22 protein-coding genes are annotated in these 25,321 nt (G+C 70.4%); 10 read left to right on the forward strand and 12 right to left on the reverse strand.

Going from position 1 to position 25,321, the window contains the following annotated elements:
* Positions 1 to 151: 151 nt before the first annotated feature.
* On the forward strand, positions 152 to 2,278 hold the full coding sequence (locus tag HJD23_RS19710; RefSeq protein WP_171113668.1) for a SpoIIE family protein phosphatase: 2,127 nt from the start codon (positions 152 to 154) through the stop codon (positions 2,276 to 2,278).
* A 28-nt stretch (positions 2,279 to 2,306) separates the two neighbouring features.
* Here the strand turns inward: HJD23_RS19710 and HJD23_RS19715 are convergent, their stop codons facing one another.
* The 3 genes from HJD23_RS19715 to HJD23_RS19725 form a co-directional block, all read right to left on the reverse strand.
* Positions 2,307 to 3,356 (reverse strand): AI-2E family transporter, encoded by a 1,050-nt coding sequence (locus HJD23_RS19715; RefSeq protein WP_171113669.1) that lies wholly within the window; start codon positions 3,354 to 3,356, stop codon positions 2,307 to 2,309.
* Between the two features lie 74 nt (positions 3,357 to 3,430).
* On the reverse strand, positions 3,431 to 4,408 hold the full coding sequence (locus HJD23_RS19720; protein ID WP_171113670.1) for a pirin family protein: 978 nt from the start codon (positions 4,406 to 4,408) through the stop codon (positions 3,431 to 3,433).
* Between the two features lie 131 nt (positions 4,409 to 4,539).
* Positions 4,540 to 5,001 (reverse strand): SseB family protein, encoded by a 462-nt coding sequence (locus tag HJD23_RS19725; protein WP_171113671.1) that lies wholly within the window; start codon positions 4,999 to 5,001, stop codon positions 4,540 to 4,542.
* A 204-nt stretch (positions 5,002 to 5,205) separates the two neighbouring features.
* Between HJD23_RS19725 and HJD23_RS19730 the strand changes: the two genes are divergently transcribed.
* The 4 genes from HJD23_RS19730 (at position 5,206) to HJD23_RS19745 (ending at position 9,820) form a co-directional block, all read left to right on the forward strand.
* Positions 5,206 to 6,069, forward strand: a complete 864-nt coding sequence (locus HJD23_RS19730) for an intradiol ring-cleavage dioxygenase (RefSeq protein ID WP_171113672.1) — start codon at positions 5,206 to 5,208, stop codon at positions 6,067 to 6,069.
* 133 nt (positions 6,070 to 6,202) lie between these two features.
* A complete protein-coding gene (locus HJD23_RS19735) occupies positions 6,203 to 8,029 on the forward strand; it encodes an acyl-CoA dehydrogenase (RefSeq protein ID WP_171113673.1) in 1,827 nt (608 codons plus the stop codon).
* Positions 8,030 to 8,109: 80 nt separating this feature from the next.
* A complete protein-coding gene (locus HJD23_RS19740) occupies positions 8,110 to 9,408 on the forward strand; it encodes a M18 family aminopeptidase (RefSeq protein ID WP_171113674.1) in 1,299 nt (432 codons plus the stop codon).
* 163 nt (positions 9,409 to 9,571) lie between these two features.
* Positions 9,572 to 9,820, forward strand: a complete 249-nt coding sequence (locus HJD23_RS19745) for a DUF6458 family protein (RefSeq protein WP_171113675.1) — start codon at positions 9,572 to 9,574, stop codon at positions 9,818 to 9,820.
* A 12-nt stretch (positions 9,821 to 9,832) separates the two neighbouring features.
* Here the strand turns inward: HJD23_RS19745 and HJD23_RS19750 are convergent, their stop codons facing one another.
* The 3 genes from HJD23_RS19750 to HJD23_RS19760 form a co-directional block, all read right to left on the reverse strand.
* A complete protein-coding gene (locus HJD23_RS19750; RefSeq protein ID WP_171113676.1) occupies positions 9,833 to 11,638 on the reverse strand; it encodes an NHL domain-containing thioredoxin family protein in 1,806 nt (601 codons plus the stop codon).
* Between the two features lie 42 nt (positions 11,639 to 11,680).
* Positions 11,681 to 12,835 carry a recombinase family protein gene (locus HJD23_RS19755; RefSeq protein WP_346770338.1) on the reverse strand — a complete coding sequence of 385 codons (1,155 nt, stop codon included), beginning with the start codon at positions 12,833 to 12,835 and terminating at the stop codon, positions 11,681 to 11,683.
* A gap of 159 nt (positions 12,836 to 12,994) precedes the next feature.
* Positions 12,995 to 13,381: a cupin domain-containing protein gene (locus HJD23_RS19760; protein ID WP_171113678.1), complete on the reverse strand. Its 387-nt coding sequence runs from the start codon at positions 13,379 to 13,381 to the stop codon at positions 12,995 to 12,997.
* A 52-nt stretch (positions 13,382 to 13,433) separates the two neighbouring features.
* Here HJD23_RS19760 and HJD23_RS19765 point away from each other — a divergent pair, with 52 nt between their 5' ends.
* Together HJD23_RS19765 and HJD23_RS19770 are read left to right on the forward strand one after the other, a co-directional pair.
* Positions 13,434 to 14,438, forward strand: coding sequence for a helix-turn-helix domain-containing protein (locus HJD23_RS19765; protein WP_171113679.1), 1,005 nt, complete (start codon positions 13,434 to 13,436; stop codon positions 14,436 to 14,438).
* The gene (locus HJD23_RS19770) at positions 14,435 to 14,929 is read left to right on the forward strand and encodes an LURP-one-related family protein (RefSeq protein ID WP_171113680.1); all 495 of its coding nucleotides are present in this window, start codon (positions 14,435 to 14,437) and stop codon (positions 14,927 to 14,929) included. Before HJD23_RS19765 ends, HJD23_RS19770 begins: the two co-directional genes overlap by 4 nt.
* Before the next feature lie 202 nt (positions 14,930 to 15,131).
* Here the strand turns inward: HJD23_RS19770 and HJD23_RS19775 are convergent, their stop codons facing one another.
* Positions 15,132 to 15,929, reverse strand: a complete 798-nt coding sequence (locus tag HJD23_RS19775; protein WP_171113681.1) for a carbon-nitrogen family hydrolase — start codon at positions 15,927 to 15,929, stop codon at positions 15,132 to 15,134.
* Positions 15,930 to 16,147: 218 nt separating this feature from the next.
* Between HJD23_RS19775 and HJD23_RS19780 the strand changes: the two genes are divergently transcribed.
* On the forward strand, positions 16,148 to 16,972 hold the full coding sequence (locus HJD23_RS19780) for a maleylpyruvate isomerase family mycothiol-dependent enzyme (protein WP_171113682.1): 825 nt from the start codon (positions 16,148 to 16,150) through the stop codon (positions 16,970 to 16,972).
* A 67-nt stretch (positions 16,973 to 17,039) separates the two neighbouring features.
* On the opposite strand, the gene HJD23_RS19785 is transcribed toward HJD23_RS19780, so the two are convergent.
* Both HJD23_RS19785 and HJD23_RS19790 read right to left on the reverse strand, forming a co-directional pair.
* On the reverse strand, positions 17,040 to 18,359 hold the full coding sequence (locus HJD23_RS19785; RefSeq protein ID WP_171113683.1) for an MFS transporter: 1,320 nt from the start codon (positions 18,357 to 18,359) through the stop codon (positions 17,040 to 17,042).
* Positions 18,356 to 19,009: a GntR family transcriptional regulator gene (locus HJD23_RS19790; protein WP_171113684.1), complete on the reverse strand. Its 654-nt coding sequence runs from the start codon at positions 19,007 to 19,009 to the stop codon at positions 18,356 to 18,358. Before HJD23_RS19790 ends, HJD23_RS19785 begins: the two co-directional genes overlap by 4 nt.
* 204 nt (positions 19,010 to 19,213) lie before the next feature.
* On the opposite strand from HJD23_RS19790, the gene HJD23_RS19795 reads away from it, so the two are divergent.
* Positions 19,214 to 20,113, forward strand: a complete 900-nt coding sequence (locus HJD23_RS19795; RefSeq protein WP_171113685.1) for a D-alanyl-D-alanine carboxypeptidase — start codon at positions 19,214 to 19,216, stop codon at positions 20,111 to 20,113.
* A 63-nt stretch (positions 20,114 to 20,176) separates the two neighbouring features.
* Here HJD23_RS19795 and HJD23_RS19800 read toward each other — a convergent pair whose 3' ends face one another.
* From HJD23_RS19800 to pdhA, 3 genes are read right to left on the reverse strand one after another with little or no spacing between them, the layout of a single operon-like run.
* Complete coding sequence (locus HJD23_RS19800) at positions 20,177 to 21,610, reverse strand: dihydrolipoamide acetyltransferase family protein (RefSeq protein ID WP_171113686.1); 1,434 nt, start codon at positions 21,608 to 21,610, stop codon at positions 20,177 to 20,179.
* A 10-nt stretch (positions 21,611 to 21,620) separates the two neighbouring features.
* On the reverse strand, positions 21,621 to 22,601 hold the full coding sequence (locus HJD23_RS19805) for an alpha-ketoacid dehydrogenase subunit beta (RefSeq protein WP_171113687.1): 981 nt from the start codon (positions 22,599 to 22,601) through the stop codon (positions 21,621 to 21,623).
* Positions 22,602 to 22,603: 2 nt separating this feature from the next.
* Entirely contained in the window at positions 22,604 to 23,779 is a 1,176-nt protein-coding gene (pdhA, locus tag HJD23_RS19810) for a pyruvate dehydrogenase (acetyl-transferring) E1 component subunit alpha (protein WP_171113688.1), read from the reverse strand.
* 501 nt (positions 23,780 to 24,280) lie between these two features.
* Here pdhA and HJD23_RS19815 point away from each other — a divergent pair.
* Positions 24,281 to 25,297: a phosphotransferase gene (locus HJD23_RS19815; protein WP_171113689.1), complete on the forward strand. Its 1,017-nt coding sequence runs from the start codon at positions 24,281 to 24,283 to the stop codon at positions 25,295 to 25,297.
* Positions 25,298 to 25,321 lie beyond the last annotated feature (24 nt).

Here is a 25,321-nt window from a genome sequence, read left to right on the forward strand (position 1 = left end):
AGATCGGGGGTGTTTCACGTGAAACACCCCCAGAGTACCGGCCGCCCGGGAGGGCCTCTCCACGATTACCGGCGATTACCGGCGATCAACGGCGATGACCGGCGTGCGGCATCGGTGGCATCCTTCGATCACCTCTTCTTAGAGTGGGGCAATGCGCACTGGTGAGCCCCTGCCCGCCGTGGGGCAGGTCCTCGCCGCCCTCGCGACCGGCCTGTGGCATTGGGACACGGCCACGAAGCTGGTCACGGTGGACGCCGAGGCCGCTCGGCTGCTCGGGTTGACCGCCGAGCAGGCGACCATCACCCAGGCCCAGGCCCGGGCCCGACTCCACCCCGTGGACTGGAACGAGATCGTCAGCGTCGTCGGCCTCGCCGCCGCCGAGGGCACGGTCGCCGAGGTACGGGTCCGGATCATGGACGAGCGGGGCCGGGTGATCCGTACCGTCCGCAGCCGGTCCAAGCCGAGCTACGACCACGAACGCCGGGCCTTCGAGCTGATCGGCACCCTCCAGGAGGTCACCGACCCCCCGCCGGGCACCCCGGCGGGCCGCCGTGCGGTCACCGGCGACTGGCGGCGCTCCCGGGAGGCGTTCCTGCTGGACGCGGGCCGGGCGCTGGCCGAGGCGCGCTCCACGGCGGAGGTGCTGCGGGTCGCGGCCGGACTGTCGATGCCGGGCTTCTCCCCAGACGGGCTCGCCGTCTTCGGCGTGGAGGGCGACCGGCTGACGATCATCGGCCACCACGGTCAGCGGCCCGGTGACGAGGGTCCCTTCACGCACATGGCCCTGGCGACGGACTATCCGGCGGCGGAGGTCGTACGCACCGGCCGTGCCGTCTATCTGCCCTCGCCCGACCACTACAAGTCCCGCTACCCGCTCACCTGGCCCCTCGCCGAGCAGTTCGGCCGCCAGTCGTGGGCCTTTCTGCCGCTGACCGTCGCCGGGCGCACCATGGGTGCCTGGATGGCGGCCTTCGCCCATCCCGTCGGGTTCACCCCGGACGAGCGCTCCGTGCTGACGACGGTCGCCCGGATGCTCGCGCAGGCCCTCACCCGGGCCGGCACCGCCGAGTCCGAGCGGGAACTGACCGACGGCCTGCAACGGTCCATGCTGCCCACGCTGGGCCCGGAGATCCCCGGCATGAGCGTCGCCGCCCGGTACATCCCCACCGGCGGCGGACTCCAGGTCGGCGGCGACTGGTACGACATGATCCCGCTGCCCAGCGGGCGGATCGCCCTCGTCATCGGGGACGTCCAGGGGCATGACGTGCGGGCGGCGGGCCTGATGGGCCAGCTGCGGATAGCCCTGCGCGCGTACGCGTCCGAGGGCCACCGCCCCGACGCCGTACTGTCCCGCGCCTCCCGCTTCCTGCACGGCATCAGCACCACCGACGAGGACCCCGCCGACCTGCGCTTCGCGACCTGCTTGTACGTCGAGGCCGATCCGGAGACCGGCGTGCTGGACATCGCCCGCGCCGGGCACCCGGACCCGGCGATCCTGATGGCCGACGGCACGGTCATGAAACATCCGACGGCCGGCGGGCTGCCGCTCGGCATCGACCCGGACGCCGACTACCCCACCACGCAGCTGGTCCTCGAACCCGGCGAGACCATGCTGATCTGCACCGACGGCCTGATCGAGACCGGCGGACACGACCTGGAGACCGGCTGGGTGCGCATCCGCACCATCCTGGAGGAGCACAAGGGCGACCTGGAGGAACTCGCCGACTCCCTGGTCCAGGCCGTGCACGGGCCGTCCTCCCACCACACCACAGGCCCGCTCGCCGACCGGCGCGAGGACGACATCGCCGTGCTGCTGCTGTGCCGGGAGCCCGAGGGCTGCGGCTGCGGCGACACCATGACCGTACGGCCGAGAGTGCGGCGCACGATGCTGACGGTGGCCCAGGCCGAGCCCGAGCGGGTCGCCGTGGCCCGGCAGCAGCTGCGCGAGCTGCTGCACGACTGGAGCTCCGCCGACCAGGTCGACTCGGCGGTGCTGCTGCTGTCCGAGACGCTCACCAACGTCCTCGTGCACACCGACACCGACGCGCTGCTGGTCGCCGAGGTCGCCGGGGAGCCGGGCGCGCGGCGGATGCGGGTGGAGGTCACCGACGCCAGCGACGACCTGCCGCACAAGCGGCGGCCCGGGGAACTGGCGTCCTCCGGGCGCGGCCTGATGCTGATCGAGCTGCTGGCGCACGCGTGGGGGGTGGATCCGCGGGGCGAGGGCAAGAGCATCTGGTTCGAGCTGTACGAGCCGGACGGGCAGCCGCCGGATTAGAGGCGCGCTACGGCCGCCCGGCCCTGGGCTACGACTCCGAAGGCTCGGGCGGTGTCCCGTACCGCGCCCGCAGTTCGTGGACGACCCCGAAGGCGGCGGCGGTGAGCGGCACCGCGAGCAGCAGGCCAAAGATCCCGGCGACCGACGCCCCCACGGTGATCGTGACCATCACCACCGCCGGATGCATCTGCACGGTCCGGCTCTGGATCAGCGGCTGCAGCACATGGCCCTCCAGCATCTGCACGGCGAGCACCACCCCGAGCGCCCACAGCGCGATGACGAACCCCCGGTCGGCGAGCGCGACCAGCACCGCCACGGCACCGGAGAGGACCGCGCCGAGATAGGGGATGTACGCGCCGACGAACACCAGCGCCCCCAGCCCGACCGCGCCCGGCACGTCCAGGATCAGCAGCCCGACCGTGATGCACACGGCGTCGATGAAGGCGATGAAGGTGGTCCCGCGCATGAACCCCTCGACGGCCTGGAAGGCCCGCCGCGCCATGGCCTCGACGGTGTCGGCGGTGCCGCGCGGGGCGAGCGCGCGCAGACCACCGGCGGCCCGGTGGGAGTCCCGCAGGAAGAAGAAGACGAGCAGCAGCGCCAGTACGGCCATGGCGATGGTCTCCCCGACCACGCTGACCCCGCTGATCACACCGGATGCGGCCGTCTGGCCGAACCTGCTCAGCAGCTCACGGGCGTTGGAGGCGATGTCGTCCAGCGAGGTGCCGACCGCCCCGAAGTGCTCGGCGATGTCCTGCGCCGCCCGCCGCAGCGAGGCGAGGATCTGCTCGCCGGAGTCGATGAGCGCGGCGACGACGATGTACACCGCGCCGCCGACCACCGCGACCACGGCGACGCAGGTGAGCGCGGCGGCCACCGACCGGTTGACGCCGACCTTGACCAGCCGCCGGTACAGCGGCCTCAGCAGCGCGGTCCCGAGCAACGCGAGCAGCACCGGCACGACGGCCGTACGCAGCCGGCCGCAGAGCAGGACCACGATCCAGCCGACGGCGGCGGCCAGCACCACGACCGCACACCAGGCTGCGAACCGCCGTACGGCAACGGGAAGCAGGTGCACGCCTCCCACCCGACCACGCGACGGCCGGGCTGTCCTGCGCGGAAAGCCCGGCCGGGTGACGGATCGTCAGGACGTCAGTCCCGCAGGCCACTCTCCGTCATGCCGTGCACCGCCGGTATCGTCCCCAGCCGTCCCTTCTGGAAGTCCTCGAAGGCCTGCATCAGCTCGTCCTTGGTGTTCATGACGAACGGGCCGTAGTGGGCCATCGGCTCGCGGATCGGCCGACCGCCGAGGAGGACGACCTCCAGGTCCGGCGTGTGCGAGTCCTGCTTCTCGTCCGCGCGGACGGTCAGCGAACCGCCGCTGCCGAAGACGGCCGTCTGGCCCAGGTGGATCGGGCGGCGCTCCGCGCCCACCGCACCCCGCCCCGCCAGCACGTACGCGAGCCCGTTGAAGTCCTCCCGCCACGGCAGGGTGATCTCCGCGCCCGGCGCCAGCGTCGCGTGGATCATGGTGATCGGCGTGTGCGTGATACCGGGACCGGCGTGACCGTCCAGCTCACCGGCGATGACACGGAGCAGCGCGCCGCCGTCGGGGGTGGTGAGCAGCTGGACGTTGCCGCCGCGGATGTCCTGGTAGCGCGGCGCCATCATCTTGTCCTTGGCCGGGAGGTTCACCCACAGCTGCAGGCCGTGGAAGAGACCGCCGGACATGACGAGGGACTCCGGCGGGGCCTCGATGTGCAGCAGGCCCGAACCCGCGGTCATCCACTGGGTGTCGCCGTTGGTGATGGTGCCGCCACCGCCGTTGGAGTCCTGGTGGTCGAAGGTCCCGTCGATGATGTAGGTGACGGTCTCGAAGCCGCGGTGCGGGTGCCAGGGCGTGCCCTTCGGCTCTCCGGGTGCGTACTCCACCTCGCCCATCTGGTCCATCATGATGAACGGGTCGAGGTGGCGGTAGTTGATCCCCGCGAACGCCCGGCGCACCGGGAAGCCCTCACCCTCGAATCCGCTCGGCGCGGTCGTGACGGCGAGCACGGGACGTGCCACGGCGTCGGCCGGTGCGGTCACGCGGGGCAGCGTCAGCGGGTTCTCGACGGTCACTGCGGGCATGGTCAGTACCTCCTTGGGCGACGTGCGCCCCACTTTAGTTGAGCATTGAACTTTCTGCTACCCCGCAACGCCGACGGCCCGGAGGGCATTCCCTCCGGGCCGTTGACGTCCTGAATACCTGCGCCGACCTGCTAGCCGTACATCCTGCGCATCGCGAAGTCGACCATCTCCTCCACGGCCTTCGCGTCGAACACCATCCGGTGCTCGCCCTCCATGTCGAGGACGAAGCCGTACCCGGTCGGCAGCAGGTCGATCACCTCGGCGCCGGTGATCACGAAGTACTTGGACTCCTTGCCCGCGTACCGCCGCAGTTCCTTCAGCGAGGTGAACATCGGGATCACCGGCTGCTGAGTGTTGTGCAGGGCGAGGAAGCCGGGGTTGTCACCGCGCGGGCAGTAGACCTTCGAGGTCGCGAAGACCTGCTGGAAGTCCTCCGCGGACATCTGGCCGGTGGTGAAGGCACGCACCGCGTCCGCGAGCGAGGGCGGGGACGGCTCGGGGTACAGCGGCTGCTGCTGTCCGTACCCGCCGGGCATCTGCTGCGGGGGGACGTAGCCCTGCTGGGCACCGACGTTCTGGTCGTAGCCGTACATGGGCGCAAGCGTACCGAGAGCGGCCGGGCGGGCGGGCCGGTACGGGGACCCTGGCAAACCGACAGCGAGTTGACAGCGGGTCGACAGTCCCCGCCCTGGTCTCCCACAGCTGCCGCTCCTAGCGTCTGCCGTATCAGAGACGAGTGCCGGACACGGCACCACACCAGCAACCGGACACGGCACCACACCAGCAAGGGGATGGCAATGCACCGACACCACGACGACGAGGTCCACGAGCACGACAGAGGGCTCTCCTACGACCTTCCCGTCCTCGCCCGCCGCCGCATGATCCGGCTGCTGGCGGGTGCGAGCCTGGTCCCGCTGGTGGGCTGCAGCGCGGACGAGGACACCTCGGCGTCCGCCACGTCCTCGTCCTCGGCGGCCTCCTCCGGCGGCTCCTCCAGCGGCTCCTCCGGCGGTTCCTCCTCGTCCGCCGAGTGCGCGACGATCCCGGACGAGACCGCCGGCCCCTACCCCGGCGACGGCTCGAACGGCGTGAACGTACTGAAGGAGAGCGGCGTCGTCCGCAGCGACATCACCAAGAGCTTCGGCGACTCCGCGGGCGGCACCGCCGAGGGCGTGCCCCTGACCGTCACGCTCACGGTCGTGGACGCGGCCTCGGGCTGCGGCACCCCGAAGGCGGGCGCCGCCGTCTACCTCTGGCACTGCGACCGGGAGGGCAGGTACTCCCTGTACTCCGAGGGCGTCACGGAGGAGAACTACCTGCGCGGCGTCCAGGAGACGGACGACAAAGGCCAGGTGACCTTCACCAGCATCTTCCCCGCCTGCTACCAGGGCCGCTGGCCGCACATCCACTTCGAGGTCTACGGCAGCCTGGCCGACGCCACCGCCGCCACCTCCATCACGAACACCTCCCAGCTCGCGCTGCCGAAGGACGTCTGCGACACGGTGTACGCCACGGACGGCTACGACCAGAGCGTGCAGAACCTCGGCCAGCTGTCCCTGGAGACGGACAACATCTTCAGCGACGGCTACGACCAGCAGCTGGCCACGGTGACGGGCAGCGTCGAGCAGGGCTACACGGCGACGCTCACGGTGCCGGTGTGACCCGTCACAGATGACCGGATCGGGGTTGCGTCTTATTACTGGCGGGTAGCATCATCTTAGCTACTAGTTGGTACGTGAACTTGGGCGCGAGGAGTCAGCGCCTCGCCGATCTCTCTCAACGGAGCCAGTCGCCATGGGGCACTACAAGTCGAATCTCCGCGACATCGAGTTCAACCTCTTCGAAGTACTCGGGCGCGACAAGCTGTACGGCACCGGCCCGTTCGAGGAGATGGACGTCGACACCGCCAAGAGCATCCTGGACGAACTGACCCGGCTCGCGGAGAACGAGCTGGCGGAGTCCTTCACGGACGCCGACCGCAACCCGCCGGTCTTCGACCCGGAGACCAACACCGCGCCGGTCCCCGAGTCCTTCAAGAACAGCTACCAGGCCTTCATGGACTCCGAATACTGGCGGCTCGGTCTCCCCGAGGCCATCGGCGGTACGACGGCTCCCCCGTCGCTGATCTGGTCGTACGCGGAGCTGATCCTCGGCGCGAACCCGGCCGTGTGGATGTACTCCTCCGGCCCGGCCTTCGCCGGGATCCTCTACGACGAGGGCAACGACGTACAGAAGAAGATCGCGCAGATCGCCGTCGACAAGCAGTGGGGATCCACCATGGTCCTCACCGAGCCGGACGCGGGCTCCGACGTGGGCGCGGGCCGCACCAAGGCGGTGCAGCAGGAGGACGGCTCCTGGCACATCGAGGGCGTCAAGCGCTTCATCACGTCCGGCGAGCACGACATGTCGGAGAACATCCTCCACTACGTGCTGGCGCGCCCGGAGGGTGCCGGTCCGGGCACCAAGGGGCTCTCCCTCTTCCTCGTGCCCAAGTACCTGTTCGACTTCGAGACCGGCGAGCTGGGCGAGCGCAACGGCGTCTACGCCACGAACGTCGAGCACAAGATGGGCCTGAAGGCCTCCAACACCTGCGAGATGACGTTCGGCGACCAGCACCCCGCCAAGGGCTGGCTGATCGGCGACAAGCACGACGGCATCCGCCAGATGTTCCGGATCATCGAGTTCGCCCGGATGATGGTCGGCACGAAGGCGATCTCGACCCTGTCGACCGGTTACCTGAACGCGCTGGAGTACGCCAAGGAGCGCGTCCAGGGCCCGGACCTGGCGAACTTCATGGACAAGACCGCACCCAAGGTCACCATCACCCACCACCCCGACGTGCGCCGCTCGCTGATGACGCAGAAGGCGTACGCGGAGGGCATGCGCGCGCTGGTCCTCTACACCGCGTCGGTGCAGGACGCGATCGCGGTGAAGGAGGCGGCCGGCGAGGACGCGAAGGCCGAGCACGCGCTCAACGACCTCCTCCTGCCCATCGTCAAGGGCTACGGCTCCGAGAAGGGCTACGAGCAGCTCGCCCAGTCGCTGCAGACCTTCGGCGGCTCCGGCTTCCTGCAGGAGTACCCGATCGAGCAGTACATCCGGGACTCCAAGATCGACACCCTGTACGAGGGCACCACCGCGATCCAGGGCCAGGACTTCTTCTTCCGGAAGATCGTCCGCAACCAGGGCGCCGCGCTGAACTCCCTCGCCGAGGACATCAAGAAGTTCCTGGCCGTCGGCACGGGTGGCGTCGCGCTGGCCGACGCCCGCGAGCACCTCGCGAAGGCCGCCGTCGAGCTGGAGGCGATCGTCGGCCTGATGCTGACCGACCTCGCCGCCACCGAGCAGGACGTCAAGAACATCTACAAGGTGGGCCTGAACACCACCCGTCTGCTGATGGCCTCCGGTGACGTGATCGTCGGCTACCTGCTGCTCAAGGGCGCCGCGGTCGCCGCCGAGAAGATCGAGTCGGCCTCCGCCAAGGACAAGGCGTTCTACGCCGGCAAGATCGCGGCGGCGAAGTTCTTCGCGGCCACCGTGCTGCCGGGCGTGACGCTGGCCCGCAAGGTCGCGCAGGGCGTGGACCTGGACCTGATGGAGCTGGACGAGGCGGCGTTCTAGCCGGATTTCCCCATCGCCCTTACGAGGGCCCGCTCCCCCTTTCCGGGAGCGGGCCCTCGTACGTCGTTAAGGTGAACCCCATGAGCGAACCCTCCCGCTTCGACCGCGGCCACACCGACGACCTCATGTCCTTCCTGGCGGCGAGTCCCTCGCCGTACCACGCCGTGGCGAACGCCGCCGAACGGCTGGAGAAGGCGGGCTTCCGGCAGGTCGCGGAGACGGACGCCTGGGACGGGACGAGCGGCGGCAGGTTCGTGCTGCGCGGTGGCGCGATCGTGGCGTGGTACGTCCCGGAGGGTGCCGCGCCGCACACCCCGTTCCGGATCATCGGCGCGCACACCGACTCCCCCAACCTGCGCGTCAAGCCGCTGCCCGACACCGGGGCGCACGGCTGGCGCCAGGTGGCGGTGGAGATCTACGGCGGGCCGCTGCTGAACTCCTGGCTGGACCGCGACCTCGGCCTCGCCGGCCGGCTGACGCTGCGCGACGGTACGACGCACCTGGTGAACGTGGACCGTCCGCTGCTGCGCGTCCCCCAACTGGCGATCCATCTGGACCGCTCGGTGTCCTCGGAGGGCCTCAAGCTCGACAAGCAGCGGCACCTTCAGCCCATCTGGGGCCTCGGCAACGACGTGCGCGACGGCGACCTGATCTCCTTCCTGGAGAGCGAGTCGGGGATCGGTGAGGGCGAGGTGACCGGCTGGGACCTGATGGTGCACTCCGTCGAGCCGCCCGCGTATCTCGGCCGCGACCAGGAGCTGATGGCCGGGCCGCGGCTGGACAACCTGCTCTCCGTGCACGCGGGCGTGGCCGCACTGACCGCGGCCGCGACCGGCGGTGAGGAACTGTCCTGCATCCCGGTGCTGGCCGCCTTCGACCACGAGGAGAACGGCTCCCAGTCGGACACGGGCGCGGACGGCCCGCTGCTCGGCGGCGTCCTGGAGCGCTCCGTCTTCGCCCGAGGCGGCTCCTACGAGGACCGGGCGCGCGCCTTCGCGGCCACGGTCTGCCTCTCCTCCGACACCGGCCACGCGGTGCACCCCAACTACGCCGAACGCCACGACCCGACCCACCACCCGCGCGTCAACGGCGGGCCCATCCTCAAGGTCAACGTCAACAACCGCTACGCGACGGACGGTTCGGGCCGCGCGGTCTGGGCGGCGGCGTGCGAGAAGGCCGACGTCCCGTTCCAGTCGTTCGTCTCCAACAACTCCATGCCCTGCGGCACGACCATCGGCCCGATCACCGCGGCCCGGCACGGCATCCGCACGGTCGACATCGGCGTGGCGATCCTGTCGATGCACAGCGCCCGCGAACTGTGCGGCGCGGACGACCCCCACCTGCTGACGCGCGCGCTGGTTGCGTTTTTGGAGGGCTGAGCAACGCCCCTCGGCTGTCCGAGCGGGCGTTATGCCCGAGTTGTCGCTCACGCGGCCACATGAGCGCCGCGCGCCCGCTTCAGCATGGCTCTCACGCACCGGGGTACCCGCCTCGAACCGGAAGCTCCGGAAAGCACCGGACCGGAACAGGGAGGCAACGCTCATGGGCCTCGGCGGGTGCATCATTCTCATCGCCGTGGGAGCCATCCTCACGTTCGCTACCGACTGGACCATGGAGGGGGTCAACCTCGATCTCGTCGGCGTCATCCTGATGATCGTCGGACTGATCGGGGTCACGACGTTCAGCAGCATCGCGCGGCGGCGCCGTGTGGTGATGCCGCCCTCGACGCCGGTCGTGGAGGAGGAACGGCACCACCGGCGCGACGGCTACAGCGACGGATACGGGGTGTGACGCCCCGCCGGGTCAGGCGTCCAGGCCGGCCAGGACGAGCGGCAGGCGGTCCGCACCGCTGTCGGTGAGACGGACCGGGACGCCCCAGTCCTGCTGGTGAACATGGCAGGCGGGGTATTCGTTCGCAGGATCGTCGTCGCAGGACGCGGCCATCGCGGAGACGTGCAGGACGCCCTCCGGCACGGCGGGGTTGAGTTCCAGGGCGCGGGACAGATCTGTTCCCGCGCCCTCGCCGTGTGTCAGGAGTTCCGGCGGCGTCGACGAGACCAGCAGGCGGGTCGAGGGACCGTACCGGGTGTCGAGCTTCTGGCCTGCGGGAGCCTGGAAGATCACGTCCAACTGGAGCCGCCCGGGGGCGACTTCCGTCGCCGCACGCTGCGTGCGGTGCGCGACCGCCTCGACGCGGACCGCCTCCTCCGGCAGCCGCAGCCGGGTCAGCCGGTGCCGGGCCGACTCCACGACCACGATGTCGTCGCCGACCAGCACCGCGTCGCTCGGCTCGCGCACGTCCGTGGCCAGGGTGGTGACTTCGCCGGTCGCGGGGTCGTAGCGGCGCAGGGCGTGGTTGTAGGTGTCGCTGACGGCCACCGAGCCGTCGGGCAGGGCCGTGACGCCCAACGGGTGCTGGAACAGGGCCTGGTCGGCCGGTCCGTCGCGGTGCCCGAAGTCGAACAGGCCCGTGCCGACGGCGGTGTGGACGGTGCCGTCGAGGTCGACCCAGCGGAGCGCCGACGTCTCGGAGTCCGCCAGCCACAGCCGCTCCGGCGTGGCCGCGAGGCCGGACGGCTGCGCGAACCAGGCGTCGGCGGAGGGGCCGTCGACCAGGCCCTCGTTGGTGGTCCCCGCCGCGACGGAGACGGTGCCGTCGGCGGGGTCGTAGGCCCAGAGCTGGTGCACGCCCGCCATGGCGATCCACACCCTGCCGTCGAAGAGCGCCACGTCCCACGGCGAGGAGAGGTTGACCTCACGGCCGGGGCCGGACGTCGGGTCGCCCTGCATCCACTGCCTGCCGGTCCCGGCGAGCGTGGTGACCTCACCGGAGGTGAGGTCCAGGCGGCGCAGGGCGTGGTTGACGGTGTCGGCGACCACGACCGAGCCGTTGTCGAGGAGCGCGAGTCCCTGCGGCTCGTTGAAGGACGCCGCCTCGGCCGCGCCGTCGGCGAACCCGCGCGCGCCGGATCCGATCCGCCGGACCACGCTCTCCCCGTCCTCCGCCAGCTCCACCAGCTGATGCCGGGTCGTGTCACTGACCAGGAACGTCCCGCCGGGCAGCAGCAGCGCCTTGCCCGGGAACCGCAGCACCGTCGGCTCCGGCTCCGGCGCCACATACGGCCCGTCGCCGCGCCGCAGCGTGCCCTTCGCCGCGTGCTCCGCCTCCAGCTCCGTCACCAGCCGCTCGATGGCGTGCACATGCCCCTCACCGGCGTGCTGGGCGACGACGTACCCCTCGGGGTCGATCACCACGAGCGTCGGCCACGCGCGCACGGCGTACTGCTTCCAGGTGCCGAGCTCCGGATCGTCGAGCACCGGGTGCTCCACCCCGTACCGCTCCACGGCGTCCACCACCGCCGCGTGGTCGGCCTCGTGCACGAACTTCGGCGAGTGCACCCCGATGACCACGACCGTGTCCCGGTGCTTCTCCTCAAGCTCCCGCAGCTCGTCCAGGACGTGCAGGCAGTTCACGCAACAAAATGTCCAGAAATCGACAATTATGATGCGTCCGCGGAGCTTGCCGAGACCGAGCTCCTCGCCTCCTGTGTTGATCCATCCGCCCCTGCCGACCAGCTCCGGGGCACGGACACGTGCTCGCTTTGCCATGTCCCCAGCCAACCACACCGTTCTCAGGCCCGATGCTCGTGGTTACGGACCGGCCCAAACGATGCGAATCCGCTTCTCAGGATCGAAGCGGCATCCCCTCCTCGGAGCCCGGGTAACCCACACTCGCTCCACGGCATCGGACAGCAGGGCCCGCCGCTGCGAAGTCCTGCTCTCCTCCCAAAGCGTCACCTGTGTCGGATGCCGCGCCAGAAACGCATGGATCACCGCTTCCTCGACACGGTTCGCCATGGCACGCGCCCCTGGGCAGGTGTGCCCGAGCCGCACCCCCTGGCACACATAGGACGTGCCGCTCTTGCTCATCCGCGTCCCACAGCCCTCGACGGCGCAGTACAGCAATCCGGTCAGCAGGTGGACCGGGCTCCGGACGGGCCGCTTCGCACCATCGCCGCGCAGCCTTGTCCTGGACTCCAACTGAGCGACGATCTGCCGCTGTTCCTCCACCGTGACGATGCCCTCACCGACCACGACCGGGTCCCCCGTCCGCGGATCCCGATACGGGACGACGACCCCCGTGTACTTACGGCAGCCGCGCTCCTCGTCCCAGACCGTTTGCGTCTCCGGCAGCAGTCCGGCGAAGGCAGGAGCCTTCAGCGGTTGAGACAGTGAACCCACTTGCCAGAGGCCGCCTCTGGGCGAGGCGATCTCGTACTCGTTGAGCATCCGGGCGATCCGGACCAGCGGCTGGTCGGCAAGCGCCTCATCAGCGATCAGACGGGCGTATACAGCAGTGTCCTGGTCCGGCTCCAGCCGTCCGGACTCGGAGTCGACCCGAAGACCGAAGGGAGGCTGCCCTCCGATCCATCTCCCGCGGCCCCGCAAAAACTGCTTGGCGTGGCGAATGCGTTGCCCCTGAGTCTCCGCCTCAGCTCTCGCCCATTCCGACAGCGACGCCATGGCGAGCCTGTCACCGGGCGCGCTCGAATCCAGTCCGTCCATGACGGAGACCAATCGTCCGCCCACCCTGACGAAGTCTTCCAGCAGCGGTCCCACTTCGGCGGTCCCCTTGCGGCTGAGCCGGTCCAGCCTCCACACGACCAGCGTCCCAACCACGCCTGACAGGACGGCCTGCCGGGCCGCTGCGAAACCCTTACGGTTGACGTCCTTGTATCCGGACCTCCCGCGGTCGACGTGGACCGGCGCACGACCAGCCCTTGCCGCACCACCCAGGCCCGGCAGTCGGCCTCCTGCCGTTCAATGGCCGTCTTGCCCTCGCGGTCCAGCGACAGACGCAGATGGAGATCGGCGTGCGAATCAGAGCGCTGCATGTCCCCTCCCAGAGTTGCTCACTCTGTGAACCAACAGCAGCGTCGAAGGTCATGAACTCGCGCCCACCGACTAGGACAGCGCGTGTCCCGTGGTGGCGTCCACATGGGCCGGCACCTCGTCGTGCCGGTCGCCGACGGTGAGAGTGCCGGTCGGCTCGAAGAGCATGATCGCGGTGGGGACGGGGGCGTACGGCTTGTGCTCGGTCCCGCGCGGGACCGTGAAGACCGACCCCTGGGGGAGGACGACCGTGCGCTCGCCGTCCGCCTCCCGCAGGGCGATGTGCAGCTCGCCCTCGATGACCAGGAAGAACTCGTCGGTGTGGTCGTGCACGTGCCAGACGTGCTCGCCCTCGACCTTCGCGACGCGTACGTCGTAGTCGTTGACGGCGGTGACGATGCGGGGGCTCCACCGGTCGGTGAAGGATGCCAGGGCCTTGGTCAGCGAGATCGGTTCCATGGGGTCATCGTGCGGGGTGGTGCCGTATGCGCACGAGTGCTAGGAATCGCATATGCCGCAAGGATCCTCTCAGCAGGCGGGACCGCATCGCGTCGCGGTGATCGTCGACGAGGGCACCAATCCGTTCGAGGTGGGTGTCGCGACCGAGCTGTTCGGGCTGCCGCGTCCCGAACTCGGACTCCCGGCGCCCCTCTACGAGGTGACCCTGTGCACACCCGCGCCCGAGGTCCGGATGAACCACGGCTTCTTCACCCTGACCGGCGTGCCCGGTCTGGAGGCCGTGGACGAGGCCGACACCCTCGTCGTACCCGGCCGCCCCGACAACGTGGTGCCGCGCGCCCCCGCCGTCCTGGACGCCATCCGGCGCACCCACGCGCGCGGGGCACGCGTCATGAGCTTCTGCACCGGCAGCTTCGCGCTCGCCGAGGCCGGGCTGCTCGACGGCCGCCGGGCCACCACGCACTGGCGCTGGGCCGAGGCGTTCCGGGAGCTGCACCCGAAGGTGCGGCTGGAGCCGGACGTGCTCTTCGTGGACGAAGGCGACCTCCTGACCGCGGCCGGCAGTGCGGCGGCCCTCGACCTCGGGCTGTACATCTGGCGCCGGGACCACGGCGCCGAGATCGCCAACGCCGTCTCCCGGCGCCTGGTGTTCGCCGCGCACCGGGACGGCGGTCAGAAGCAGTTCGTGGAGCGCCCGCTGCCGGGGATTCCGGACGAGTCCCTGGGGCCGCTGCTGGCGTGGGCGCAGGATCGGCTGGGCGAGCCGCTGACCGTGGCGGACCTGGCGGCGCGGGCGGCGGTGTCCCCGGCCACCCTGCACCGGCGCTTTCGCGCGCAGCTCGGCACGACGCCACTGGCGTGGCTGACCAGGGAGCGGGTGGCGCTGGCGTGCCGGCTGATCGAACGCGGTGAGGAACGGCTGGACGTGGTGGCCGCGCGCAGCGGGCTGGGCACGGCGGCGACCCTGCGGGCGCGGCTGCGGCGCGAGACCGGCCTCAGCCCGTCGGCCTACCGGCGGCGTTTCGGACCGGCCGCCGGGGAACCGGTCATGGCATGAGATTCCTCGTACGCGAACGGCTCCTCGGCTTCGGTGACGACTACTGGATCCAGGACGACAAGGGCAACAAGGCATTCCTCGTCGACGGCAAGGCGATGCGGCTGCGGGACACCTTCGAGCTGAAGGACACCCAGGGGCGGGTGCTGGTCGACATCCGGCAGAAGATGTTCGCCCTGCGGGACACCATGCTGATCGAGCGGGACGACCAGCCGCTGGCCCGCATCCGGCGCAAGCGGCTGTCGCTGCTGCGCAACCACTACAAGGTGAACCTGGTCGACGGCACCGAGCTCGACGTCAGCGGCAAGATCCTCGACCGCGAGTTCGCCATCGAGTACGACGGTGAGCTCCTCGCCGTGATCTCCCGCCGCTTCCTGCACGTGCGGGAGACGTACGGCGTGGACGTCGTCCGGGACGACGCGGACCCGGCGCTACTGATCGCCGTGACGGTGTGCGTGATCCACCTGGCGGACAAGGAGCGGGGGGACGACTGAGGCCTCCGGCGGATCATGCCGGAGTCGCGGGGTCAGCCCCGCTCCACGCGGAGGGCGCGCCGGGTCGGATCCGTTCCACGCGGAGGCGCGTCAGGTCGGATCCATTCCACGCCGCAGCCGCGCCGGGCCAGCCCCTTCCACGCGGAGGGCGCGCCGGGTCGGATCCGTTCCACGCCGCGGCCGCGCCAGGCCAGCCCCGTTTTCAGCGCCGAGGCCGCTCCACCCCCAGCACCCGGTCCTTCAGCGCCGGGAACTGTTCCCGGGTCGCCGCCACCTTCCCGGGGTCGAACTCCACCGTGAGGACCTCCTCGTCGGCGCCCGCCTCCGCCAGCACCTCACCCCACGGATCGACCACGATCGAGTGACCGGCCTGCGGAACTCCCGCATGCGTCCCGGCCGTTGCACACGCGAGGACGAACGCCTGGTTCTCCACCGCCCGCGCCTGAGCCAGCAGCGTCCAGTGGGAGCGCCGCCGCTCCGGCCACCCCGCCGGGATCACAAAGGTCTCGGCACCCACGTCGACAAGCCCGCGGAACAACTCGGGGAAACGGAGGTCGTAACAGGTAGCCAGCCCCAGCGTCGTCGTACTCGGCATCCGGACGGTCACCAGTTCGTCGCCCGCCCCCATCAGCACGGCCTCGCCCTTGTCGAAGCCGAAGCGATGGATCTTGCGGTACGCGGCGACCAGATCACCGGAGGGAGAGAACACGAGCGAGGTGTTGTACAGCGGCCCCTCAGGGTCACGCTCCGGAATCGAACCCGCGTGCAGCCACACCCCCGTGTCGCTCGCGGCCTTGGCCATGGCCTCGTACGTCGGTCCCTCGATGGGCTCGGCCTCCCGGCCGAACTGCTCGTAGGCGAAGGCGCCCGTCGTCCACAGCTCCGGCAGCACCACGAGGTCGGCGCCGGCCTGCTCCAGTACCAGAGAAACCGCCCGCTGTCGACGTTCCTCGACCGATTCGCCCTCGTCTACGGCGATCTGGATCAGAGAGGCGCGCACACTACCACCGTCCTGGCATTCGAGCCGTCCACACAGGCCTACGATCGTCACACGAAAGCACTGCCGGGGTGCCTCACAGCAGCGTAACTTGGGGGTCCCCCCGGTTCGAGCGAAGCCGAGAACCGGGGGAGTTTCGAGACGACGCCGAGTGCAGCCACCTCCCACTGGCACCGCCGCCACAACCTGCCCGTGTACCGACCGCCGAGGGGTCCCGTTCCGTGAGTCTGCATCCCACCCTCCAGCCCTACGCCGACGCCTGGACCCACTCCATCGAAGCGATATCCGAGCTGGTGCAGCCCCTTGTGGAGGGCGAGTGGAACCGGCGGACCCCGTGCCCCGGCTGGTCCGTGCGGGACGTCGTCTCTCACGTGATCGGCCTGGACTGCGAGATGCTCGGCGACCCGCGCCCGATCCACACCCTCCCGCGCGACCTGTTCCACGTCACCAATGAGCACCAGCGCTACATGGAGATGCAGGTCGACGTGCGCCGTCACCACACGGCGCCGGAGATGACCTCGGAGCTGGAGTACACGATCATCCGGCGCAACCGTCAGCTGCGCAACGAGTCCCGCGACCCCGGCACCAAGGTGCGCGGCCCGCTCGGCACGGAGCTGACGCTGGAGGAGTCGATGCGGGGCCACGCCTTCGACGTGTGGGTGCACGAGCAGGACCTGCGCGCCGCCCTCGGCCGCCCCGGCAACCTCGACTCCCCCGGCGCCCAGGTCGCCCGGGACGTCCTGCTGGCCGAACTCCCGAACGTCGTCGCCGCCAAGGCGAACGCGCCGCGCAGCTCGGCGGTCGTCTTCGACGTGCACGGCCCCGTCGAGTTCCTGCGCACCATCCGCGTCGACATCCAGGGCCGCGGCACCCTGGAAACGGCCCCCGCCCTCGGCCCCGCCGCCACCCTCACCCTCGACTGGGAGACCTACGTCCGTCTGGCCTGCGGCCGCGTCACGCCCGAGGCGGTCGCGGACCGCGTCAAGTCGGAGGGCGACCCGGGGCTGACGGAGGCGATCCTGCGCAACTTCACGGTGACGCCGTAACGCCGGTCGGCACAACGGGTGTCTGGGGGCGGCAAGCCCCCAGGACGCCCACCCCGACGCCGGGCGCCTACGCGGGGACGTGCACCGTCTCCACCCGGCTCGCCACCAACCGCTCCCGCTCCCGCCGCGCCGCCCGCCTCCGCAGCCGTAGGATCTGCGAAACCCCCAGCGCCTGGAGCACGAACACGGACGAGAAGGCCACCGTGTAGTCGTCGCCGGTGGCGTCCAGCAGCGCGCCCACCGCGAACAGCGTGGTCATCGAGGCGACGAAACCACCCATGTTGGTGATCCCGGACGCCGTCCCCTGACGCTCCGGCGGATTCGCGGGACGGGCGAAGTCGAACCCGATCATCGAGGCGGGCCCGCACGCCCCGAGCACCGTGCACAGCACCACCAGCAGCCACATCGGCGCCCGATCGGCCTGCCAGAACACCGTCACGGCCCACAGCAGCGACGTCGCCCCCACCGTCCCGAGCGCCAGCGGCAGCCGCGCCCCGTGGTGCCGGGCGACGATCTGGCCGTAGACCAGTCCGACCGCCATGTTCGACAGCACGACCAGGGTCAGCAGCTCACCGGCCGTGGCCCGGGACAGCCCCTGCGCCTCGACGAGGAACGGCAGCCCCCACAGCAGCAGGAACACCATCGCCGGGAACTGGGTCGTGAAGTGCACCCACAGCCCGAGCCGGGTCCCCGGCTCCCGCCAGGACGCGGCGATCTGCCGCCGTACGTACGCGGCGCCCATGTGGGGCAGTGGCTCCGGCTCATGCCCCTCCGGGTGGTCCTTCAGGAACAGCACGAGCAGTACGAGGACGACGACCCCCGCGAGTGCGCTGCCCGCGAACGCGGCCGTCCAGCCGATGCCGTGCAGCAGCCGGGCGAGGACCAGCGTGGAGACCAGGTTGCCCGCCATGCCGACCAGCCCGGCGAGCTGCGCGATCAGCGGGCCGCGCCGGGCCGGGAACCAGCGGGTGCCGAGCCGCAGCACGCTGATGAACGTCATCGCGTCACCGCAGCCGAGCAGCGCGCGCGAGGCGAGCGCCATGCCGTACGAGGGGGAGAACGCGAAGCCCAGCTGCCCCGCCGTGAACAGCACGACGCCCAGCGTCAGCACCTTCTTGGTGCCGAGCCGGTCGACCAGCAGGCCGACGGGGATCTGCATCCCGGCGTAGACCAGGAGCTGGAGGATCGAGAACGTCGACAGCGTGGAGGCGCCCACGTCGAACCGGTCGGCGGCGTCGAGGCCGGCGACCCCCAGCGACGTACGGAAGATGACGGCGACGAAGTAGACCGAGACGCCTATGCCCCAGACGGCGACGGCGCGCCGGCCGCCTGGGGGTGCCCCCTCTGGGGGAGGGTCGCCGGGCAGGGACACCGACGCGGAGCTCATCGGACCTCACCCCGTGCGAGGTGCGAGAACCAGCCGATGTGCCGGTGGACGACGTCGACGGCCTGGTCGGCGTCCCCGAAGCGCAGCGCCTCCAGGATCTCCTGGTGCTCCGCGAGCGTCTTGGCGATCCGGTCGGGGTGGGAGTGCATCACGGCGACGCCCATCCGCAACTGCCGGTCGCGCAGCTGGTCGTAGAGCCGGGAGAGGATCTCGTTCCCGCCGCTGCGCACGATCTCGGCGTGGAAGCAGCGGTCGGTGACGGCGGCGGCGGCCAGGTCCCCGGCGGCGGCCTGCTCCTTCTGCCGCTCCAGGAGCTCTTCGAGGCGCTCGATGAGCCCGGAGGGCGCGGGTACGGCCTTGCGCGCCGCGTGCTCCTCCACCAGCAGGCGGGTCTCGACGACGTCGGCGATCTCCTGGGCGGAGACGGGCAGGACGAGCGCGCCCTTCTTCGGGTAGAGCTTGATGAGCCCTTCGACCTCCAGCCGCAGCAGCGCCTCGCGCACCGGGGTCCGCGACACCCCCACGGCATCGGCCAGCTCGCCCTCGGTGAGGAGGGTGCCGCCCTCGTAACGGCGGTCCAGGACGCCTTGTTTGACGTGGGTGTAGACGCGGTCGGCGGCAGGGGGTTGCTTCACGGCGGCCAGGGTCATGCCGACAGGATAGATACAACACGTACGCATGGGCGGGACCGTCCGCCATGCGGACCCAACCCGGCCGACCGCCCCGGCCCACATTCCGCACAACTATCCGCACAACTTTTCGTGCTAGGTACGTGTCACACACATGCGGCCTGCTGTACTCCCGTCCAACTCGGCCGCACCACAGGGGCATTCGACGTATTCGGGGTATCTCAGTTGATAACCGGCATCAAGGGCATCCGTATCCGCAGAGCCGTCGCCGTCACCGCGACCGCCGGCGCCGTGTTCGCCACCGGAGCCCTCACCGCGGCACCCGCGCAGGCCGTCACCGTGCCGACGATCGCCGCCAAGGGCGGCTACATCATGAACAACGCGAACGGCAAGACGCTGTACACCAAGGCGGCCGACACCAAGCGCTCCACCGGTTCGACGACCAAGATCATGACGGCGAAGGTCGTACTGTCCCAGCCGAACCTGAACCTCGACGCCAAGGTCACGGTCCAGAAGGCGTACAGCGACTACATCGTGTCGAAGAACGCCTCCTCCGCCCGGCTGATCGTCGGCGACAAGGTCACAGTCCGCCAGCTGCTCTACGGGCTGATGCTGCCGTCCGGCTGTGACGCCGCCTACGCGCTCGCCGACAAGTTCGGCACCGGTTCGACGCGGGCCGCGCGCGTGAAGTCGTTCATCGGCAAGATGAACACCACGGCACGGCAACTCGGCATGACGAACACGAAGTTCGACTCGTTCGACGGCATCAGCAACGGCTCGAACTACTCGACGCCGCGCGACCTGACGAAACTCGCCAGCAACGCGATGAAGAACTCCACCTTCCGCGCGCTGGTGAAGACGAAGTCCACGAAGCAGAAGGTCACCACGAAGAACGGCGGCTACCGCTATTACACGTGGACCAACACCAACACGCTGCTGAGCAACTACAGCGGCACCATCGGCGTGAAGACCGGCTCCGGCAGCCAGGCCAAGTACTGCCTGGTCTTCGCCGCCACCCGTAACGGCAAGACCGTCATCGGCACGGTCCTCACCTCCACCTCCGCCGCCCAGCGCGAGACGGACGCGAAGAAACTCCTCAACTACGGCTTCGCCAGGTTGGGCTGACGCCCGCGAACGCTTGAAGGGGCCGACCGCCGTTGCGCGGTCGGCCCCTTGTCTCTGCTGACGTTACGCCCAGGTGATCAACCGCTTCGGCTGTTCCAGGATCGCCGCCACGTCCGCCAGGACCTTGGAGCCCAGCTCGCCGTCCACCAGCCGGTGGTCGAAGCTGAGCGCCAGTGTCGTGACCTGGCGGGGCTTGACCTTGCCCTTGTGGACCCACGGCTGGAGCTTGATCGCGCCGACCGCGAGGATCGCGGACTCGCCGGGGTTGAGGATCGGCGTGCCGGTGTCGACGCCGAAGACGCCGACGTTGGTGATGGTGACCGTGCCGCCCTGCATGGCCGACGGGGAGGTCTTGCCCTCGCGGGCCGTGGCGACCAGCTCGCCGAGCGCCGAGGCCAGTTGCGGGAGGGTCTTGTCGTGCGCGTCCTTGATGTTCGGCACGATCAGGCCGCGCGGGGTCGCCGCCGCGATGCCCAGGTTGACGTAGTGCTTGACCACGATCTCCTGGTTGGCCTCGTCCCAGGACGCGTTGATGTCCGGGTTGCGTTTGATCGCGACCAGGAGCGCCTTGGCGATGAGGAGGAGGGGGTTCACGCGCAGGCCCGCGAACTCCTTGTCCGCCTTCAGCTCGTCGACCAGCTTCATCGTGCGCGTCACGTCGACCGTCACGAACTCCGTGACATGCGGCGCGGTGAAGGCCGAGCCGACCATCGCCGCGGCGGTGGCCTTGCGGACGCCCTTGACGGGGATGCGGGTCTCGCGGGCGGTGTCGTACGCCGCCGTGGTGGCAGCCGCGGGTGCCGCGACCGGGGTCGGGGCCGCCACCTCGGGAGCCGGGGCCGCCGCCGCGTGGACGTCCTCGCGCGTGATGATGCCGTCCGGGCCGGTCGGGGTGACCGTCGCCAGGTCCACGCCGAGGTCCTTGGCGAGCTTGCGCACCGGGGGCTTGGCGAGGGGGCGCTCCTGCGAAGGCGTGGCGGCGGGCGCCGGGGCCGTCGCGGGTGCGGCAGCGGTGGGCGCCGGGGCGGCCGGTGCCGTCGCGGCCCGGCCGCCATGGCCGTTCAGCTCGGACTGCAGGGCCGCCGAGGCCTGCTGGACCGGGACCTCCGGGCCCTTGCGCGGGCGGCGCTTGGTGGCGGAGGTGGACACGCCGTAGCCCACGAGCACCGGCTGGCGGCCCTCCTGCTTCGGCTCCTCCTTCGGCGCGGCGGGCGCCTCCTGCGCGGGTGCCGCGCCGCCGCTCACGTCCACCGCGATGATCGACGTGCCGACGTCGACCGTGGTGCCCTCGGGGAAGTGCAGCTCGCGGACCACGCCGTCGTACGGGATCGGCAGCTCCACCGCCGCCTTGGCCGTCTCGACCTCGCACACCACCTGGCCGTCGGTGACCGTGTCGCCGGGCTGGACGTACCACTTGAGGATCTCGGCCTCGGTCAGGCCCTCGCCCACGTCGGGCATTTTGAACTCGCGTACGGAAGCTTCCGTCATCGTCGTCACGACCCTCTCCTCAGTACGCCAGCGAGCGGTCGACGGCGTCGAGCACGCGATCCAGGCCGGGCAGGTACTCCTCCTCCAGGCGGGCCGGCGGGTAGGGGGCGTGGTAGCCGCCGACCCTGAGCACCGGGGCCTCCAGGTGGTAAAAGCAGCGCTCGGTGATCCGGGCGGCGATCTCCGCGCCGGAGCCGAAGAACACCGGCGCCTCGTGGACGACCACCAGGCGGCGCGTCTTCTCCACCGACGCCTGGATGGCGTCGAAGTCGAGGGGGGACACCGAGCGCAGGTCGAGGACCTCCAGCGACCTGCCCTCCTCGGCGGCCGCGTCCGCGACCTCGTGGCAGAGCTTCACCATCGGGCCGTACGCGGCGAGCGTCAGGTCGGTGCCCTCGCGGGTGACCCGGGCCTTGTGCAGCGGGCCGGGGATCGCCTCCGTGCTGACCTCGCCCTTGTCCCAGTAGCGCCGCTTGGGCTCGAAGAAGATCACCGGGTCGTCGCTCTGGATGGCCTGCTGCATCATCCAGTAGGCGTCCGAGGCGTTGGACGGTGAGACGATCTTCAGGCCCGCCACGTGCGCGAAGAGCGCCTCGGGGGACTCCGAGTGGTGTTCGACCGCGCCGATGCCGCCGCCGTAGGGGATGCGGACGACGACCGGGAGCTTGACCTTGCCGAGCGAGCGCGCGTGCATCTTCGCGAGCTGCGTGACGATCTGGTCGTACGCCGGGAAGACGAAGCCGTCGAACTGGATTTCGACGACGGGGCGGTAGCCACGCAGGGCCAGACCGATCGCCGTACCGACGATGCCGGATTCGGCGAGCGGGGTGTCGATGACGCGGCTGTCGCCGAAGTCCTTCTGCAGGCCGTCGGTCACGCGGAACACGCCGCCGAGCTTGCCGACGTCCTCGCCCATGATGACGACCTTGGGGTCGGCCTCCAGGGCGCGGCGCAGCGACTCGTTGATCGCCTTGGCCAGGGCCATCTTCTCCACGGCCATCTTCAGACCCCCTCTACGTCCGCGAACGACGCCTGGTAGGCGGCGAACTGCGCTCGCTCCTCGTCGACGAGCGCATGCCCGTCCGCGTACACGTTCTCGAACATGGCGAAGTGGTCCGGGTCCGGCATCGCACGGACCGCTTCGCGCACTCGCCTGCCCAACGCCTCGCTCTCCGCCTCAAGTTCCGCGAAGAATCCCTCGTCCGCGTGGTTTGAGGCCTCCAGATAGCGGCGAAGGCGCAGGATCGGGTCCTTCGCCTCCCAGGCGGCGCGCTCGTCGTCGTGCCGGTAGCGGGTGGGGTCGTCGGAGGTGGTGTGCGCACCCATGCGGTACGTGTACGCCTCGACCAGCGTCGGTCCCTCGCCGTTGCGGGCCCGCTCCAGCGCCCACTTGGTGACCGCGAGGCAGGCCAGCACGTCGTTGCCGTCGACGCGGACGCCGGGGAAGCCGTAGCCGCGGGCGCGCTGGTAGAGCGGCACGCGCGTCTGGCGCTCGGTCGGCTCGGAGATCGCCCACTGATTGTTCTGGCAGAAGAACACCACGGGGGCGTTGTAGACCGCCGAGAAGGTGAACGATTCGGCCACGTCGCCCTGGCTGGAGGCGCCGTCGCCGAAGTAGGCGATGACCGCCGAGTCCGCGCCGTCCTTGGCGATGCCCATCGCGTAGCCGGTGGCGTGCAGGGTCTGGGAGCCGATGACGATCGTGTAGAGGTGGAAGTTGTTGCCGTTCGGGTCCCAGCCGCCGTTGTTGACGCCGCGGAACATGCCGAGCAGGTTGGTCGGGTCGACGCCGCGGCACCAGGCGACGCCGTGCTCGCGGTAGGTCGGGAAGACGTAGTCGTCGTCGCGGAGGGCGCGGCCGGAGCCGATCTGTGCGGCCTCCTGGCCGAGCAGCGAGGCCCACAGTCCCAGTTCGCCCTGCCGCTGCAGGGCGGTGGCCTCGGCGTCGAAGCGGCGGGTGAGCACCATGTCGCGGTAGAGGCCGCGGAGCTCTTCGGGGGTGACACCGGCGACGTACTGCTCGTACTCGGCGTTCTTGACGCGCTCACCCTCGGGCGTCAGCAGCTGGACGAGTTCGGGTTCGGTGTCCTGGGCGGTGTTGCGGGTGGTGCGCTTGGTGCCGGCCTTGCCTCCGGCGCTGCGTCGCGGCTTGCGCGCGGCAGTGCTCTCCACGGTCACGTGTGCTCCTCCGTCGGTCCGGCCCCCGGGATTGCCGGGAAAGCCAGTGCGGCTCACCTGTTCCGTCCCGTGCACGGGGTGGGTGCCGCTCGGCCGGAACAAGCGTGACAGGTGCCCCGGCGAGCGCCCTGCAACAGTCACGTTACCCAGTGCTCCACATTTCTGTGAAACCCCTCCTGACCTGCGTTTTTGCTTGGAAATCCAAGTAAATCGAAAAGCCGGGAAGGGGGCCTGGTCACAGCCTTGCAGGGGGCCGGAACACCGGCACGTTATCCCGCTCACCCAGGTCACGGGAAGAGTTGGCGTGTGAGACTGACGTCGTGCGCCGAGGCGGAAAAGTCAGAGTATTTCTGCTGGACGATCACGAAACCCGGTTATCGCGTCTGGCCACAGTTGTGACCGAAAGCGATCGTCGACGACTTCCTGTGACAACGCCCAGCTCACACGCCCGGCCCGTGCCCTAGCATCTGGCGCGTGCCGCGCCCTTGTGTACCACCCCCCGTGCCCCATGCGCCCCCACTGAGCGCCCTTCTGCGCCAGTACGCCGCCGGTTCCGCCCTCACCTGCGACCCCGTCGACCAGGGCCTGCTCAACCGGGGCTACCGGCTCCGCACCACCCGCGGCCGCTACTTCCTCAAGCACCACTTCGACCCGGACACCGCCGACCCCGCCGCCATCGAACGCCGGCACCGGGCCACCCAGCGGCTGGCCGACCTCGGCGTCCCGGTGGCCCCGCCGCTGGCCCGGCGGGACGGCCGTACGGTCGCGGTGGTGGGCGGCCACGCGTACGCCCTGCACCCGTGGATCGACGGCCGGCACCGGCACGGCGGGCAGCTCAGCACCGGGCAGTGCACGCGCCTGGGGGCGCTGCTGGGCGCCGTCCACGCCACCCTGGAGCGCGTGATGCCGCCCAAGGGGCGTACGCCCCCGGCCACGAGCCCCCACCCCGTGGAGAGCGCCGACCCCGCAGACACGTTCGACCTCATCGACGACCTCCTCGCGCGCGTACACCGGCACCGCCCCGCCGACTCCTTCGACGAACTGGCCCGCCACCGCCTCCTGGAGCGGCGCGCCCTGCTGGAGCGGCACGCGGACCGGCGTCCCCCGCGCGGCGGCTCGGTGGGCTGGGTGCACGGCGACTTCCACCCGTTCAACCTGCTCTATCAGGGGGACGCGCCGGCCGCGATCGTCGACTGGGACCGGCTCGGGGTGCAGCCCCGCGCGGAGGAGGCCGTTCGCGCCGCCGCGATCTTCTTCGTACGGCCCGTCGGGACCCTCGACCTGCCGAAGGTACGCGCGTACGCGCGCGCGTACCGGCGTGCGGCCAAGGCCACGCCCTCGGAGCTCGCGGCGGCCGTGCACCGCGTGTGGTGGGAGCGGCTGAACGACTTCTGGATGCTGCGCTGGCACTACGAACGCGGCGACACCCGCGCCGACCCCCAGTTCCCGGCCGCCTCCGCACTGGCCGTGTGGTGGACGCGGGAGTACGACGCGGTGTGTGGGGCGTTCGTGGACTGACGGCCCCTGACGGTGAGGTCAGGG

Origin of the sequence: Streptomyces sp. Z423-1 (assembly GCF_013009255.1) — a bacterium.
Classification (GTDB): domain Bacteria; phylum Actinomycetota; class Actinomycetes; order Streptomycetales; family Streptomycetaceae; genus Streptomyces; species Streptomyces gossypiisoli.